This window comes from Atribacter laminatus, from assembly GCF_015775515.1.
Classification (GTDB): Bacteria; Atribacterota; Atribacteria; order Atribacterales; family Atribacteraceae; genus Atribacter; species Atribacter laminatus.
Window position 1 is genome coordinate 454,356 of record NZ_CP065383.1, and the last position, 16,794, is coordinate 471,149.

Here is a 16,794-nt window from a genome sequence, read left to right on the forward strand (position 1 = left end):
TTTTGACATGGTTGAGAAAAAAATCATAATTGGTGCAACCCTGGGAAATTGTGTTCATGTCGCCGGAATTTATCGGTTTCTCAGTTTGGCCGAAGAATACCAATACACATCCTATTTTTTGGGACCAGCAATTCCAGTCAACCAGTTAATTCAATGTATTAAAGAAAAAAAGCCCCAACGTGTTATCGTTGGTTATCGTTTAAGTGAAGATTCAGCTCAAATTCTCTTCACCGAATTACGCCGTCAATTAGAAGAAAATCATCTTCTTGACCAGAGTACTTATATTCTTAGCTGTACACCGGCTTTACAACCAATCGCTCAGAGTGTCGGTGTTTTTCAATATATTTTCAGCGGAAAAGAGAGTTTTGATGAAATTCTTGAAAGCATTCACCAAGTTACCCAAGATATCCCTCCCGATAAAAAATATGCCTCTACTCTTCCTGAAAGAATTCTTGCCAAAAAACCTTTCCCTCTCCTTCGACATCATTTTGGAAGACCAAGTCTTGAAGAAACTATCAAAGGCATTGTTCAAATCAGCCAATCAAAAACCATCGATGTCATTTCTTTGGGACCTGATCAAAATGCTCAAGAGTTCTTTTTTGAACCTGAAAAGATGAAAGTGGATGAAAGTGGAGCTGGTGGAGTCCCGGTTAGAAGTCGTGAGGACCTGGAAAGAATCTATACTGCTTCTCGGGATGGCAACTACCCTCTGCTGCGTTGCTATAGTGGGACCAACCATCTGGAAGACTGGGCCCAATTGTTATTTGAGGCGATTCATATCGCTTGGGGTGCAGTCCCTTTAACCTGGTACAGCCGACTGGATGGCCGATCTCAACGTTCAATAAAAGCTGCTATTACTGAAAATCAAAAAGCCATGCAAAGATATGCAGCCCTTGGCGTTCCTCTGGAAGTCAACGAATCTCATCAATGGAGCCTGCGAGATGCGCCTGATAGCGTCGCCTGTGCTTCTTTTTACTTAGCAGCTTATAATGCCAAAAAAGCCGGTGCAAAACATTACGTTGCTCAATATATGCTCAATAACCCCAATGGAATCTCTCCACGAGCTGATTTAGCAAAAATGCTTGCCAAAAAAGAATTAATTGCACCCCTTCGAGATAAAGATTTTATCATTTATACCCAAACCCGGGGTGGGTTGGCTCATTTTTCCACCAATATGAACATTGCAAAAGGACAATTAGGAGCATCTACGGCATTAGGTTTGGCGCTCAAACCGGACATTATTCATGTAGTTGGTTACAGCGAAGCCGATCATCTTATCTATCCCAATGAGCTTATTGAAAGTGCCGAGCTTGTTCAGGGTGTCATCAAGGACTTGCTTTTTGATTTTCCCGATTGGGAAAAGGATCAAGTGATTCAAACAGAAAAAGAACGTTTGGTTTATGAAGCGAGAATCCTTCTTGAGGCTATAAAAAATATTCACCAACATGGAGATGGAGATGATCCCTGGGCTTCTCCTGCTACTCTTGCCCGTGCCATCCAAAAAGGTATTTTGGATGCACCCCATCTTTTAGGAAATCCTGAAGCTTACGGCCAAGTCCGGACTCGAATTATTAAAGGTGTTTTAAGAGTAGTCGATAAAAATGGGGAAATTATCGAAGAAAAAGATCGCTTAAAAAACTTTCTTTAGTTAATGCATTATAAAGGAAAAGAGGGAAGCCAGTTTTCGTTGGCTTCCCTCTCATGAACCAATACTATACATTAAAAATCAGTGGAATTTACGTTTATTTTCCTGGTGTTTTTTGAGATCAGTAAGCCTGTCCTGGCTTTGTTTAAGAAATTTGTTCAACTTTTGCTCAAACATAGCTTTACTTTTCTCTAATTTCTCTAAATACTCTTCATCCTCATTCAGTCGTTTTATCGACAGGTCAATTTTACCATCATCAGAAATGTGAATAACCTTGGCTTTTACTTTATCATCCACCTTAAGAAAATCATTCACATCCTTAACAAATTGGTTTGAAATCTCCGAAATATGGATGAGTCCTTTTTTCCCATCCTCTAATTCAATAAACGCTCCGAATTTAGTGATGCCAACAACCGAACCTTCAACAATATCATTCACCTCAATCATGGGGTGACTCGTTATCCTCCTTTGTATCATTTTTCCTAATTTTTATCATGATAATAAAGTATTGAATAAAAATTGACGTCAACCTGAGCCCTTTTTTTCGAGGGCGTGAGGATCTCATCTTTTCAGTTTTTTATATTATCCTTTAATTCTTTTTTCATTCTCCCCCTCGCCCCCTCGGCCTTTAAGGGCGTGAGTATCTCATCTGACACCGCAGGCGTCATCCTGAGCGGTGCTTTCCCGCGTGAGGATCTCATCCTTTAATTTTTTTTTATTTCCAAATTATTTTTAAGGATGAAATCTTTAGGTCTTTAGGAAAAGAAACACCGGATTGTCGTTTTTATCATCAACTGCTGCTTCTTTTATCCGGCTCACGGTTCACTCCTCACCAATCACTGATTCTAATAAATGAGATTGCCACGTCACTCCGTTCCTCGCAATGACGGAGCAGGTGGATTAGATTGCCACGTCGTTTAACCAAAGAACGGTTAGGCTCCTCGCAATGACAGATTTATGTAACTATTTTCATCCTCATCTGGTACTGTTATACAGCATGAAGGTCTATCCTAAAAACCAGTACCTCAAACTTCTCTCAATACTGTATAAAAGTAAATTTTAAAGAATGTTTAAAATCTTTCAATGGAAAAGCGAAATCATTATACAAATGAGTGAAGGAGAGTGTCAAGGATTTTCTGAAGGAACAACTTTAATCAATACCTCACCCGGTTTGGCAAGGTTTAATTTTTCCCTGGCTAATTTTTCAATGTACCAATCTTGATTTAAATTTTGCTTTTCATCTTTTAAAAGTTCGATATCATTATAGAGCCTTTTTTCTTCTTGGGAGAGATAGGTTTCCTCTGCCAGCAAATTATAGTAATTTATCAATTTCCCGGCAAAACCAAAACACCAAGATAAAAGAACTAAAGCAAAAATAATTGAAAAAAGCATCTTCCTCCAATTAAACGCAAGTTTATGGGAAACATCAGGTTCGGTTTTTCCGTCGTAATAATAGGAAGATACCATCTTCTCAATCCACCAAAACCTTAATGAATTTCTTCCCCAAGGATTTTATCCTAATTATTTTGCGGCAAAATCCTTAGGGAAGGTTATTTTTTAAATTAATACCCTTTAACTTTGAAAACATCCCGTCCATTAAACACTGCGGCTTCTTCTAACTCTTCTTCAATCCTGAGCAATTGATTATACTTAGCAATTCTTTCCGAACGACATAATGAGCCAGTTTTAATTTGACCGGTGTTACAAGCTACAACTAAATCCGATATGGTCGTGTCCTCGGTTTCACCAGATCGATGGGATACAACCGCAGTATAACCAGCTTTTTTTGCGACCTCAATAGTTTCTAAGGTTTCACTGAGGGTACCGATTTGATTGAGCTTGATGAGTATGGAGTTACAGCATTCTTCTTTAATACCTCTAATCAAACGTTCCTTATTGGTCACAAAAAGATCATCACCAACCAACTGGATCTTATCACCCATAGCAAAGGTCATTTTTTTCCAACCTTCCCAATCATCTTCGGCTAATCCATCTTCAATGGATATGATTGGGTATTTTTCCACCAACTCTTGATAAAATTCAATCATCTCATCGATATTCCGACGAGCGCCTTCTCTTTCAAAAACATAAATACCGTCTTTGTATAATTCCGATGCCGCCGAATCTAAAGCCAAAAAGACATCTTTCCCTGGTTCGTACCCTGCTAGCTGGATAGCTTCGATGATAACTTCCAAGGCTTCATCGGAAGAATGAAGATTTGGAGCAAAACCTCCTTCATCTCCAACTCCTACCGAATACCCTCTTCTTTTCAAAACTTTCGCTAAGTGGTGAAATACTTCAGTTCCAGCTCGCAAAGCTTCTCTAAAATTTTTTAATCCACAAGGAGCGACCATAAACTCCTGGATATCAACACCACTGTCGGCATGCTTCCCACCATTTAATATATTCATCAAAGGAACTGGTAACTCGCAGGCATTTGCACCACCAATATACCGATAAAGTGGAAGACCGGCATATTCAGCCGCAGCTTTCGCAATCGCTAAGGAAACACCAAGAATCGCATTAGCTCCTAATTTTCCTTTGTTGGGAGTTCCATCCAGATCTATTAAGACTTTATCTATCTTGGATTGATCAAGAGCATCGAGTCCAATAATTTCCGGAGCAATAATTTCGTTCACATTTTCAACTGCTTTGGCTACTCCTTTGCCAAGATATCGATTTTTATCGCCATCGCGAAGTTCAACTGCTTCAAAAGTTCCAGTTGACGCTCCCGAAGGAACAGCAGCCCGACCAAAAGCACCCGATGCTAAAGTCACTTCTGCCTCTACTGTAGGATTTCCACGGGAATCAAGAATTTCTCGAGCATGAACATCAAAAATTGTACTCATCAGTTTACCATCTCCTTTAAAAAGTCAACTTAAAATCAATGAACTTAACCATTGCAATAGTTTCCCTAAAAACTACAGTATGGTTTAAAAAATGCCTCCCACACCGATAGCTGTCTTACTCCGCTTCCAGTTTTTTTTGTTCAATTACATCAAAAAAGTCATCAGAATATTGATTGTTAACCGGTATTTGTAAAACCTTTACCCGAAGCATCATAACCGGAGAAACAATCTTAATCTCATCTCCAACTTTAACCATTGATGATGGCTTGGCTATATGACTATTTAAATAAACCCGGTTATTTTTACAAGCAATTTGAGCTTGAGTTCGTCTTTTAATTAACTTGGTAACTTTTAAATATTTATCCAGTCTCATCAGTTTCCCAGGGGAGAATCGATTCTTCTGGTAACTCTGGAAAACACGAGTATTCCACACCTTTACCCAAAACCACTAATTTAACCAATGATAATACTTGTTTGGTTTTTAAAAAATTTTCCAGTTGGAAAACCACTTGTTCATTGGGAAAATGATCAACAACCACCAATACTCTTTTGTCTCTTAACTCCCCACAATTGTCCCAATTCACTTTTAAATGGTCATTCTGATATTGGATGGAAAGAGTCCTGATATCTCTTGGAAAAAAACTATTCAATATGCCACACACGATTAAACCGGCTGAATTGACTGCCAAGTAAATATCGGGATTCCATCCTTTTACTAACGGTAATAATACTTTGATTCGATTAAATAAATCTCCAAAATCTATTTGTTGTTTTGGATAAGTTTGATTTCTTGTTTCGCCTTGTTCCATAACTCATCCATCTCCTCTAATGAGAGGTTTTCAATTTTCTTTCCCTGTTTTTTTATTTCGTTCTCCATATATCGAAAGCGTTGTGTAAAACGTTGGGAAGCTTTTTGAAGAGCATCCTCCGGTTGCAGGTGAAAATGCCGAGAGAGATTGACTAACGCAAAAACCAAATCCCCCCATTCTTCCTCGATTGATTCTTGATCATGGCTTTTCCAGGCTTCTTCCAGTTCATTCTGTTCCTCAATAACTTTTCTCCAAACCTCGTTGGCATTTGGCCAATCGAATCCTACCCGAGCAACCCGGCTTTGAATGACTTGAGCTCGAAGTAAAGCCGGTAAACTTGGAGGTATAGATGAAAGCATGCTCTCTCTTTCCTTCTCGCCTTCTTTAATGGTTTCCCAATTTAATAAAACTTCATCCACATTTTGAACCTGGATATCTCCAAATACATGAGGATGTCTTTTCTTCATTTTAAAGATGAGCTGTTTTAAAACGTCAACAACAGTAAAAGAATTTTGTTCTGCTCCAATTTGCGCTTGAAAAACAATATGAAGCAACATGTCCCCTAATTCTTCTCTTATATCGGCTTCGTTCTTTCGATCAATGGCATCAAAAGCTTCATACATTTCTTCAAGCATAAGTGGCTTTAAACTTTCTCGAGTTTGTTCTCGATCCCAAGGACAACCATTTTTGCTCCGGAGGATCGTTACCAATTCAATTAACTCTCCAAAATATTTTTTGGCTTCTGAATCAATCATTTTATCCATTAAAGAAAGATCTCCATTATTCTCAATTAACAGGTTATTTATAAAATCTTTTTTACCCTTTTCCTACCAACGGATCAAACAGACGTAACAATGTATTTAAATTTTGAAATGGTATCCTTAAAGTTTGCTTACCATGGTAATTTACCAACATACCTTTTACACCATGGTTTCGGAATTTTTCATTGAAGCTGACCAGCACCTCAATTGGAGCACCGATATAAATTTCCCCATTTTTTTCTTCAATTGTATCAACCAGTGCTATTTTACCATAATAACGCAGGGTTGTAATTTTTAATAGAGTTTCAACTTCCCTTGGCAAGCGTCCATACCGATCTTCTATCTCAGCCCTCAGATCTTCAACATCATTCATTTTTTGAGCTTGTAACAAACGTTGATAATAGCTAAAACGCTCGTTTTCTTGCTTCATATACCAGTTTGGGAAAAAAGCATTTTCTTGCAAAATTATGGTGGTTTGGGGATTCGTTTCAGTATTTTCTCCCTTCAGTCGGGAAATTTCTTCTTGTAACATTCGAGTATAAAGAGAAAAACCAATCTCCTGGATAAATCCATGCTGAGCTTGGCCCAAAATATTTCCCGCTCCTCGGATTTCCATATCGCGAAGGGCTAATTTATAACCCGTCCCCAATCCCTCGAATTCCAACAAAGCATCCAAACGCTCCTGAGCTTCATGGGTTAGTCTTCTTGGATAAAATAAATAGGCATAAGCCTCTCGATCAAACCGTCCTATTCGACCACGCAACTGATAGAGTTGAGATAATCCAAAAAGAGTTGCCGGATCTACAATCAAAGTATTGGCATTCGGAACATCTAATCCAATCTCGATAATTGTTGTACAAAGTAAAATATCAATCTCAGCATTATAAAACTTCTCCATTACCTTTTCTAGGTCAGGCCCGGAGAGTCGTCCATGAGCAGTTCCAATTTGACAATCAGGAAAGAGCATCGCTAACTCTTCATAAATTTTCATTAAGTTTTTAATTCTAGGGCTCACATAAAATACTTGGCCTTTTCTATCGAGCTCATATTGGATCGCTTCCTTTATCATTTTTTGACTACGAGGTGCAACCACCGTATGAACCGGCTTACGTCCTTCAGGAGGCGTTTCGATAACGCTGATATCCCGGATACCAGTAAGGGATAGATATAAGGTTCGAGGAATAGGAGTAGCGGTTAAAGTGAGGACATCCACAGTTGATTTCATTTTTTTAAGCCGTTCTTTATGCATAACCCCAAACCGCTGTTCTTCATCGATGATAACTAAACCGAGGTCATGAAATTGAATATCTTTTTGAATGAGCCGATGAGTACCGATTAAGATATCTATTTGATTATTTTTAACTCGTTCAACAATTTGCTTTTGTTCTTGGGTTGACTTAAAGCGGTTGATGACCGCAATTCGAACCGGAAACCTTTTCAAACGCTCTTTAAAGGTAAGGTAATGCTGCTCGGATAAAATGGTTGTTGGCGCCAACAAAGCAACTTGTTTCCCATCCATAACTGCTTTAAAAGCTGCTCTTATGGCAATTTCAGTCTTCCCGTAGCCCACATCACCACAGATGAGTCGATCCATTGGTCGTGTAGACTCCATGTCACGTTCCACATCAACAATTGCCTGTTTTTGGTCAGGTGTTTCGATATAGGGAAAAGAAAGCTCTAGCTGTTTATGCCAGGTAGAATTCAGAGAAAAAGCGTGTCCTTGATCCAAGTTGCGACGAGCATATATCTCCAGCAATTCCCGAGCGGTTTCCTGTATTGATTGGGCAACTCTCTGTTTTGCCTTTCCCCATTCATCTTTACCCAATCGGGATATCTTCGGTTTTATATCTCCGCTCCCAATATACTTTTGGACCAAGGAAGCGCTCTCAACTGGAACATAGAGGATATCACCGGCAGCATATTCAATGACTAAATAAACCCGGTGTACTCCTTCCAAAACCATTTCTTGGATTCCCTTAAAAATTCCGATTCCTTGTTCTTCATGAACAATATAATCACCCGGTTGAAGCGAACTCACCATTTCTTCTTCAATTGGCGATTCTGCTCTTTTTTTACTCGGTCTGGTAAAATCTTTTCCAAAAATTTCCTGAGTTGTGAAAACGGTAAAACCCAATTCGGGAAGGATAAATCCTTCTGCCGGAAAACCCTTTAAAAGAAAAATTTGGCCTGGACTCTTAACATCTCTGCCATAGGGGATCTTTTCCTCATCTAAGATCGCTGCAAATAATTCGATCTTCTCAGACGGGAAAATTAAATAAGTCTTTCCCCATTGGTTTTCCTTTAATTCATTGACCAATTTTGGTATTTCTCCAAAAAAAGTCGGCGGTCGAGAAGCTGATATAACCATCTCAGGAAGATTTTCCCTGGATACAATTCCGGTAATCACCTGAGGAATATGCGATAAATGAGTGTTTTCTATAAATACATCGTCCCAAAAAATAAGACTGGCTTGTTCCATTATAAGCTTAATTAAGGGTATGGTTTTAAATTCTCCATCACTGGGAATTACTAAGGCGTGTTCCAAATCACGGTCGGTCCTCTGGGTATCGGATTGAAAATTTTTCATTTTTTCTATGATGTTTTCCCACCAGTAAGTTCTGATTGGTTCAATCCCGTCAGGGGGATAAACGTCAACGACTTCACCACGAATCGCAATATCACCCTTCTCTCTGACAAAATCCTTTCTTTCATATCCCATCCGATAGAATTGATCAATCAATTGATCGCGCTGATATTTCTTCCCTTTCTCCAATAATACTGACAGGCTCATAAAATTTTCCAACTCAACGACTTCTTGATCGAGTTCATTGACATTTAAGACAATAACTAAATTCTTTTTTTCACGAAGAGTTTTTTGAAGAACAATTCCTGAATATTTCTCCTCAAAACCAACACCAATTGCTACCATCTCATCCTGATTAAAAAAAGAAAGACCTTCAATTTGCCGAAAGACCTTTCTTTTTATTTCTTCGCTAGCAGTCATATAAAAAATTGGAGAATAATTGGTTCCGGATAAAATTTGGGCAATAAAAGGTCGAACCGGTTGAATTGTTGAAAGCGAACACCGGTTTGCAGATCGGATTTGTTGGATAATTTTTTGAAGAAATTGAGAAATGTTCATGAAAAAAGCCGAATGATTAAATAGGTTAATAAGATCGAAAATCCACTCCCTATGACTATTTGAGGAAACGTATGCTTTTTAAGAATATAGCGTGCCCATCCAATTGGTATGAGTAAAAAATAAGCTAACACAAAAATGGGGTTCACTAAAAAAATCAATGCCGTGACCGGTCCAGCTATTCCAGCCATATGCATACTGATTTTCCAAAAAAGTGATATGAAAGCTCCAAAAAAAGTAACAGCGATATAAGAAGCCGTGATTGCCAATATTTGGGAAGGAGCACCAAGGTACCAAAAAACAATAAAACCGATTATATATAACCCTACAATACTTAAGTAAGGGATAAAGCGCTCGCGCCGGTCGGGTAGATCAGGATCGGATATTTTGTTATAACGAGCAAGGATATAAACCAAAACTATCGGCGCCAGAGCAACGAATACGATACCCAGTAAAGCATACCAAAATCCCTTAACCGTGGGAACAGCAGATAGTGAAACGATAAAATAAAGAGCTATTGGTATAAAGGTCGGTTGAAAAATAATAGATATTCCTTTGGCTATTTTTCTGGTCTCCACAATGATGTATCTCCTCGGCGGTTATGACGCAGATATTGAGTTAAACCGGTTCATGGCATATTGAACACCATGAGTAACAATACAGATTAATGCTTCGACTGATCGCTTTTCAGAATCAGCGAGTACAGCTGCTTCTTCGGAAGGAGGCTTGAGCAATACGTACTCAGTGATTTCGTCTTTTTGTATTGGTTTTCCAACACCTACCCGTAAACGGATAAAATTTTCCAGATTAAAGTATTCAGCAATGGAAAGAATGCCCTTATGACCTGCCGCTCCACCGCCTCGACTAATCCGGATCCTTCCTGGAGGAAGATCAAGCTCGTCATGGACAATAATCTTGTCCTCAAAAGATTTGGCTATATAGCTTAAAAAGGATAAAAGCCCCAAACCACTCAGATTCATATAAGTTTGGGGCTTTACCAGATAGAGTTGGTGGCTGTCAATTTTACCATAACACCATTGAAAACGTTTTGCTTCTTTCCATATCCATTGATGCTGTTCAGATAAATTATCTACGATTCGAAAACCAATATTATGACGGCTGTATTGATATTTTTGACCGGGGTTTCCAAGACCGACAACCAAAAACACTTACTCTTCCTCGGCTTCTTTCTCCTTTTTCTCGCCTTTTTTAACTACTTCTGGTTCTGGTGCTTCACCTTCTTCTTCCAAAACCTCTTCTTCTTCTTCAACTAAAACCTCTGGAGCTGTAACAACCACTACGACATCATCAAGATTTTCAGTAAGTAAAACCCCTTCCGGAACCGTAACATTCTTAAGATGAACTGCGTCACCAATTTCCAGACCGCTGATATCAACTTCGATGAATTCGGGAATGACGTCAGGCAAGCATTCAATCTCAACATCTTGCATAACCTGCTCTAGAGTACCACCCGCCTTAACTCCTGGCGCCTCACCATTGAACATCAGTGGCACTCTTAAAGTAATTTTCTGATCAGCCCGTACCCCATAAAAATCAATATGTAAAACCTGTTCTTTAATGGGATTCCTTTGCAGTTCTTTAATAATCCCTCGATGAATATCACCGTCGATAGAAATATTTAATAATTGATGGGTTGCTCCTGGTGCTTTTAAAACTCTTTTTAACTCACTTTCTTGAATTTTCAATAAAACTGTATTTCCTTCTTTGCTTTCATAAGCATAATAAACCCCAGGTACCCAGCCTGATTTTCTTAGCTTTTTCATACTTTCTTTTCCAATAGATTCTCTCTTTTCGGTATTAACGGTCAAGATTTCTCTTTGGTTCATAGTATTCCCTCCGCTCTCAAGCGTATGATAGTTTTAGATTTGATTATTTAGTGATTTTTATTTTAAACCGATGGAGTTTTCTCACAAGAAAAGCTCACTGACGGATAGTTCACTATATATTCTTTTTATTGCTTCGGCAAAAATTGGTGCCACCGATAGAACTTTTACTTTATCACTGGTTCGGATGCTCAACTCGTCTGCATTGGAAGGAATAGTATTGGTCACAACCACTTCTTTCAAATATGAATTCTTGATACGATCTAAAGCTGGTTCACTAAACACCGGATGGGTGGCACAGGCATACACTTCAACGACGCCCCGTTCTTTTAAAGCTTGTGCGCCTTCAACTAAAGTTCCAGCAGTATCGATAAGGTCATCAACTAATATTGCTCTTTTGCCCCGAACATTTCCGATAACATCCATAACTTGAACTTCAGCATAGGTCGGTCGGTATTTATCAATGACGGCTAAATCAACACCGAGATGATTGGCAAAATTTCGAGCCCGTGCTGTACCTCCAACATCGGGACTTACCACAACAATATCCGATAGGTTTTTCGAAGCAAAGTAGCGAGCCAGGAGTGATTGAGCAACTAAATTATCGACAGGAATATCAAAAAACCCTTGGATTTGACCAACATGCAAATCCATGGTTAAAACTCGATCAACACCAGCGGTTACCAGTAAATTTGCCACCAGTTTCGCTGAAATTGGTTCCCTTCCTTTGGTTTTTCGATCTTGTTTTGCATATCCATAAAACGGAATGACTGCCGTTATTCTTCTGGCTGAGGCACGACTCAATGCATCAATCATGATCAGAAGTTCCATAATATGATCATTCACTGACGGACAAGTAGGTTGAACAACAAAAACATCACAGCCTCGAACGCTTTCTTCAATTTGTATACGAATTTCTCCATTCGGGAAACGACCTACATCAGCCCGACCCAGAGGAAGGTCAAGATACCAACAAATTTCTTGCGCCAGGAATGGATTTGCTCTTCCAGTAAAAACTTTCATATGCTGGCTTATATCACCATAGCAAATCATTTTCCAATCAGCTCCTGTTTTTTTTCTTTTCAGTCCATTTGTCAATGTTAACCTGTCTCGCTCGACCGACACCGAGAGCTTGAGAAGGAACATCACGGGTAATCGTTGAACCGGCAGCAGTATATGCTCCTTTACCAATGGTTACCGGAGCAACTAATGAATTATTGCTCCCGATAAAAACCTGGTCATGAATAATGGTTGGGTGTTTTTTATATCCATCGAAATTACAAGTAATTGTTCCCGCTCCGATATTAACCTTTTTTCCTAATTGAGCATCACCTAAGTAACTATGATGTAATGCCTTGGTTCCCTCACCAATTTCAGATTTTTTTACCTCAACGAAATTTCCAATCCGAGCATTTTTCTTTATTAAGGAATTCATTCGAATATGGGAAAATGGGCCAATAACCACCTCATCCTCCACAATAGAATCTTCTATAACACTATATTCAATTCGGCAATCCCTGCCAACTTGTGATTGAACTAAATGGGTGTAAGGCCCAATCTTCGTGTTTTCTTTAATTTTACTTTGTCCTTCAATAACCGTTCCGGGATACAACCAGACATCCTTTTCACATTTGACGTCCCAATCGACATATACCGATTCTGGATCGACAATTTTAACTCCTGATTCAAATAGCTGATTAATTTTTGTTCTACGAAACAATCCTATCACTGTTGCTAAATCATCAGAGGAATTCACGTTAATAAACTGCGTATCCCAGGGAACAGTGTAAACCAAGGTTTTATAATTGAGATTTCTTGCGACTTCAAGAACATCAGTCAGATAATATTCTCCCTGAGCGTTATTCCTTTGAATTGATTGAAGAACTATCCCTATTTCGTTTCTTTGAAAGGCATATATTCCCAAATTTATTTCAGGAATTTTTTTCTCTTCAACCGAACAATCTTTTTCTTCAACAATTTTCAGGGGAGTTCCCTGAAAATCCCTTTTAATTCGACCAAAACCATCAGGAAACTCTGATTTGGTGCTTAAAAGCGCCACTGGAGCACGGTTTTTTTCGAAAAAAGTCATAAATTGATGTAGAGTATCAGCTTTCAAAAGTGGCATATCAGCATATATGACTAATATCTTCTGAATCTCAGAATCGAGATGGGGTAATATAGAATTTACGGCATGGGCGGTTCCCAAGGGTTCTTCTTGAACAACTAATTGAATCGCTGGATCAACAATCGATTGGATTTGGTCATAAGAGAAAGGAGAAACGACTGCCAATCGTTTCCCACCAAAATTGGGAATCTCAAGTTTCAAAAGATAATTAATTAATGGCCTCCCCAAAACCGGTAAAACAACTTTTGGTTGTGAAGATTTCATTCTTTTCCCTTGACCAGCCGCCAAAACACAAATACACCAATCATGATAATCCATAAAATCCTCCTGGAAAAACTAACTCATCAATAACCTACTTCATCATCAAATTCTAAAAAAACAAACCTCGTTTGGGTGGTCTAAAATATATCTGAGCAGATTCTAAGGAACCATTTAAGTGGACTTGATTCCCCAAACCTTAATATTTTACCTCATTCTGATATATTATTATAATTCAGTCCTACAAAAAATAAAACGCGACTGTTTCAGCCGCGTTTTATTCTCAACTGGCTGGGGCGGAAGGATTCGAACCTTCGGAATCAGGGATCCAAAGTCCCTTGCCTTACCGCTTGGCCACGCCCCAACTCAAACAAAAAGCGAGTTAATTATATATAATAGTACCTTTGAAGTCAATTTTCTTTCTCTAATTTCTAAGACTGGTTATTGGAGCTGGAATTCTTCCGCCCCGGCCAATAAAGTTTTTAGGGTTGGTGGGATTCACTCGTATAACCACCGTTTCTCCCAACAATCCTCCCCAAACAACTTCATCGCCCGGTTTTTTCCCAACCACCGGAATGATTCGAATTCCCACGGTCTTATTGTTAATAACCCCAATCGCCACCTCATCACCAATAATCGCAGAAATAATCTCTTCCGGTGTATCGCCGGGAATTGCAATCATATCTAATCCAACCGAACAAACACTGGTCATAGCCTCAAGTTTTTCAAAATTTAATCTTCCCGTCTTTACTGCTTTAGTCATGGCTGCATCTTCACTTACCGGAATAAAGGCCCCACTTAAACCTCCTACTGATGAAGAAGCCATGGCACCTCCTTTTTTACAGGCATCGGTTAGCATAGCCAGAGCAAGAGTTGTCCCCCATCCTCCACAGGTATCTATTCCCATGGCTTCAATAATTTCTGCCACACTATCACCTACTCGAGAGGTCGGAGCCAGAGATAGGTCAACAATTCCAAAATCTACACCCAGCTTCCGTGAAACCTCTCTCCCGATTAACTCCCCTACCCGGGTTATTTTAAAAGCGGTTCGCTTGATAATTTCGGCAACTTGACCCAAATCAGCTCCTGGATGTCTACGGATCATTTCCTTCACAACACCGGGTCCGCTCACACCGACATTAATAACCGCATCTCCTTCCCCCGGCCCATGGAAAGCGCCTGCCATAAAAGGATTATCTTCTGGAGCATTGGCAAAAACTACCAATTTGGCACAACCAATTCCATTTTTGTCTTGGCTTAAATGAGCAATTTCTTTAATAGTTTTGCCTAATAATAAAATAACATCAACATTGATACCGCTTCGGGTCGATGCCACATTGACTGAAGAACAAATATGGTCAGTTTGGGTCAAAATAGCCGGCAAAGAATGGATGAGATTTCTTGCAGCCGGGGTCATCCCTTTTTGAACTAATGCTGTAAAACCGCCGATAAAATCGACTTGAATTTCCCGAGAGAGTTGATCAAGAAGGAGTGCGAGTTCAAATGGACCATTGGCTTCGTCTTTTCCAAAAAGAAGAGAAACTGGAGAAATAGACAAGCGGCGATTAACAATAGGAATTCCAAATCGGAGTGATACTTCTTCAACCACATCATGAAGGGATTGAGCATAGGAACGAATTTTATTTACCACATTTCGACAAGTATCCTTTTCATCTTTTCCACGACAATCTAAAATATTGATCCCCAAAGTCACCGTCCGAACATCAAGGTTTTCAATTTCAAGCATTCGAATCGTTTCTAAAATTTCTGATCGATCATATAACACCATAATCCCTCCGAATAACCTTAATCCGTTTAAAAAATCCGTATCATGTTTCGAGGAAACCCTTTCTTTAAATGCGATGCATGGCTTGGAATACGCTGGTATGTTGAAGAAAAATTTGGACACCGATTTCTTCGCCTTTTTGAATAAGGCATTTCTTCAAATCTGCCAAAGGAACAACACTTTGACTTATATCACCTATTAATATCATGGTAAAATATTTATCTAAAACTTTCTGAGTAATATCTTCAATATTCACCTGATTTTCAGCCAATAAGGAAGTTACAGCTGCAATAATACCCACACGGTCTTTGCCGACGACAGTAATAACAACTTTATCCTGCTGCTCCGCTGGTTGTTCCTCAACAAAACTCGATGGTGATATGTCATTGATGTTCAAGAAATTCCACCTCATTTCTTTTTATTTTATCCGCATAAAGGTGAGCAATCCGAGTCGGTTCTGGAATTCGATATTTACCCGTAACCCTTAATGTCCATTCAATGGAGTTTTGTAAATCAATACGATGACCCGGGGATACAAAAATCGGTTTTACTGCTTTCCTGCTCCGAAGAGCAGCACCAATTTTTTGATCATGGTAAAAAATCCAGGAATATTCGCCCTTTTCTAAGAGCGGCTCGGTATACTGACCTACTAACAGACTTTTTGCGACCCCAATTGACACAATATTATAAAGAATTCCCATATGACTGGCTAATCCCACTCCCCTCGGATGGGCAATTCCCTGACCATCGAAAAAGAAAATTTGAGGAATGCTTTTTAATAGTTGAAAAGAAGACGCTACTGCTGGCCCTTCACGAAAAGAGAGAAAGCCTGGGATATAAGGAAATTGAACTTTTTTTAATGAATGAACAACTTCAATGACTTGGAGTTCAGGATAAGAAAAAGCAACAATGACTGCACAGGCAAGGTTTTTTTTCAGATAAGAAACATCAACCCCTGCTAAGCAATGTACTTCTTGAGGGTGGAAAGGAAAAGAAAACGAAATATGTTGGGTTAGGTCTTTCTGAATCCTAACCGCTTCCTGAGTATTGACATCAAATGGAAAAATATGTTTTGGTTGAATCATTTTTTGATATTTTAAATGGATTCCTCAAAAAATTGAATACTTTGAATTTCCATCACCATTCCATTATATAGAAAAAAGACTAAAACTCCATTGAAATCCATCAAGGGAAGAGTTAAAAAGAAGAAGTTCGAAGGAAGAGAATGTATCTCTTTCAATTGTTATAGGGTATTAAAAAAAGCATATATTCTTTATATCAATTCAAGTTCAATGGTTTTGGTAAGAATATCAACATAATTAAAAGAAATCCGTTGGCAACATCCATCTACATCCATCTTTAGCGTGAAAAAGAATGGATAAGCAGTCTCAATTACTCCTTCTCTTATGACCGTTTTTTTGCGACCTTTATTAACTTCGATCCGGACTTCTTTCCCCTTTTTTTCCAAAACCCAAGCTTTAATTTGGTCAACGCTCTGGACTGGCAATATTATCTCATTCTCCATAATTTTAGTTAATTATAATACTAATCTAAAAAAAAATCAACGAAAAATGAGTT

17 protein-coding genes and 1 tRNA gene are annotated in these 16,794 nt (G+C 38.8%); 1 reads left to right on the forward strand and 17 read right to left on the reverse strand.

The genetic code is table 11. The features are described 5' to 3' along the window. Positions 1–7: 7 nt before the first annotated feature. Positions 8–1,648, forward strand: a complete 1,641-nt coding sequence (locus RT761_RS02250; RefSeq protein WP_218112467.1) for a hypothetical protein — start codon at positions 8–10, stop codon at positions 1,646–1,648. Between the two features lie 78 nt (positions 1,649–1,726). On the opposite strand, the gene RT761_RS02255 is transcribed toward RT761_RS02250, so the two are convergent. From RT761_RS02255 to RT761_RS02335, 17 genes are all read right to left on the reverse strand, one after another. Further along, complete coding sequence (locus RT761_RS02255; protein ID WP_218112468.1) at positions 1,727–2,092, reverse strand: S1 RNA-binding domain-containing protein; 366 nt, start codon at positions 2,090–2,092, stop codon at positions 1,727–1,729. Positions 2,093–2,770: 678 nt separating this feature from the next. Next, positions 2,771–3,112, reverse strand: a complete 342-nt coding sequence (locus RT761_RS02260; RefSeq protein ID WP_218112469.1) for an FtsB family cell division protein — start codon at positions 3,110–3,112, stop codon at positions 2,771–2,773. Between the two features lie 95 nt (positions 3,113–3,207). After that, complete coding sequence (gene eno, locus RT761_RS02265; RefSeq protein WP_218112470.1) at positions 3,208–4,494, reverse strand: phosphopyruvate hydratase; 1,287 nt, start codon at positions 4,492–4,494, stop codon at positions 3,208–3,210. Between the two features lie 115 nt (positions 4,495–4,609). Then, the gene (locus RT761_RS02270) at positions 4,610–4,867 is read right to left on the reverse strand and encodes a S4 domain-containing protein (RefSeq protein WP_218112471.1); all 258 of its coding nucleotides are present in this window, start codon (positions 4,865–4,867) and stop codon (positions 4,610–4,612) included. Next, entirely contained in the window at positions 4,854–5,303 is a 450-nt protein-coding gene (locus RT761_RS02275; RefSeq protein ID WP_218112472.1) for a hypothetical protein, read from the reverse strand. The genes RT761_RS02270 and RT761_RS02275 overlap by 14 nt, the downstream gene beginning before the upstream one ends. Further along, complete coding sequence (gene mazG / locus RT761_RS02280; RefSeq protein WP_218112473.1) at positions 5,255–6,067, reverse strand: nucleoside triphosphate pyrophosphohydrolase; 813 nt, start codon at positions 6,065–6,067, stop codon at positions 5,255–5,257. The genes RT761_RS02275 and mazG overlap by 49 nt, the downstream gene beginning before the upstream one ends. A 52-nt stretch (positions 6,068–6,119) precedes the next feature. Continuing rightward, positions 6,120–9,206 carry a transcription-repair coupling factor gene (gene mfd / locus RT761_RS02285; protein WP_218112474.1) on the reverse strand — a complete coding sequence of 1,029 codons (3,087 nt, stop codon included), beginning with the start codon at positions 9,204–9,206 and terminating at the stop codon, positions 6,120–6,122. Then, the gene (locus tag RT761_RS02290) at positions 9,203–9,781 is read right to left on the reverse strand and encodes a hypothetical protein (RefSeq protein WP_218112475.1); all 579 of its coding nucleotides are present in this window, start codon (positions 9,779–9,781) and stop codon (positions 9,203–9,205) included. The genes mfd and RT761_RS02290 overlap by 4 nt, the downstream gene beginning before the upstream one ends. Before the next feature lie 21 nt (positions 9,782–9,802). Next, positions 9,803–10,372 carry an aminoacyl-tRNA hydrolase gene (gene pth / locus RT761_RS02295; RefSeq protein WP_218112476.1) on the reverse strand — a complete coding sequence of 190 codons (570 nt, stop codon included), beginning with the start codon at positions 10,370–10,372 and terminating at the stop codon, positions 9,803–9,805. Further along, entirely contained in the window at positions 10,373–11,050 is a 678-nt protein-coding gene (locus RT761_RS02300) for a 50S ribosomal protein L25 (protein ID WP_218112477.1), read from the reverse strand. An 81-nt stretch (positions 11,051–11,131) separates the two neighbouring features. After that, the gene (locus RT761_RS02305) at positions 11,132–12,100 is read right to left on the reverse strand and encodes a ribose-phosphate diphosphokinase (RefSeq protein WP_246465202.1); all 969 of its coding nucleotides are present in this window, start codon (positions 12,098–12,100) and stop codon (positions 11,132–11,134) included. A 7-nt stretch (positions 12,101–12,107) separates the two neighbouring features. Beyond that, positions 12,108–13,490 carry a bifunctional UDP-N-acetylglucosamine diphosphorylase/glucosamine-1-phosphate N-acetyltransferase GlmU gene (gene glmU / locus RT761_RS02310; protein WP_218112478.1) on the reverse strand — a complete coding sequence of 461 codons (1,383 nt, stop codon included), beginning with the start codon at positions 13,488–13,490 and terminating at the stop codon, positions 12,108–12,110. Positions 13,491–13,718: 228 nt separating this feature from the next. Next, positions 13,719–13,794: transfer RNA gene (locus RT761_RS02315), tRNA-Gln, on the reverse strand. A gap of 60 nt (positions 13,795–13,854) precedes the next feature. Further along, positions 13,855–15,219 (reverse strand): PFL family protein, encoded by a 1,365-nt coding sequence (locus RT761_RS02320; RefSeq protein WP_218112479.1) that lies wholly within the window; start codon positions 15,217–15,219, stop codon positions 13,855–13,857. Positions 15,220–15,283: 64 nt separating this feature from the next. Beyond that, positions 15,284–15,613: an ACT domain-containing protein gene (locus RT761_RS02325; protein ID WP_218112480.1), complete on the reverse strand. Its 330-nt coding sequence runs from the start codon at positions 15,611–15,613 to the stop codon at positions 15,284–15,286. Beyond that, positions 15,600–16,301 (reverse strand): deoxyribonuclease V, encoded by a 702-nt coding sequence (gene nfi / locus RT761_RS02330; protein ID WP_218112481.1) that lies wholly within the window; start codon positions 16,299–16,301, stop codon positions 15,600–15,602. Before nfi ends, RT761_RS02325 begins: the two co-directional genes overlap by 14 nt. 188 nt (positions 16,302–16,489) lie before the next feature. Further along, positions 16,490–16,723: a Veg family protein gene (locus tag RT761_RS02335; protein WP_218112482.1), complete on the reverse strand. Its 234-nt coding sequence runs from the start codon at positions 16,721–16,723 to the stop codon at positions 16,490–16,492. Between the last annotated feature and the right edge of the window lie 71 nt (positions 16,724–16,794).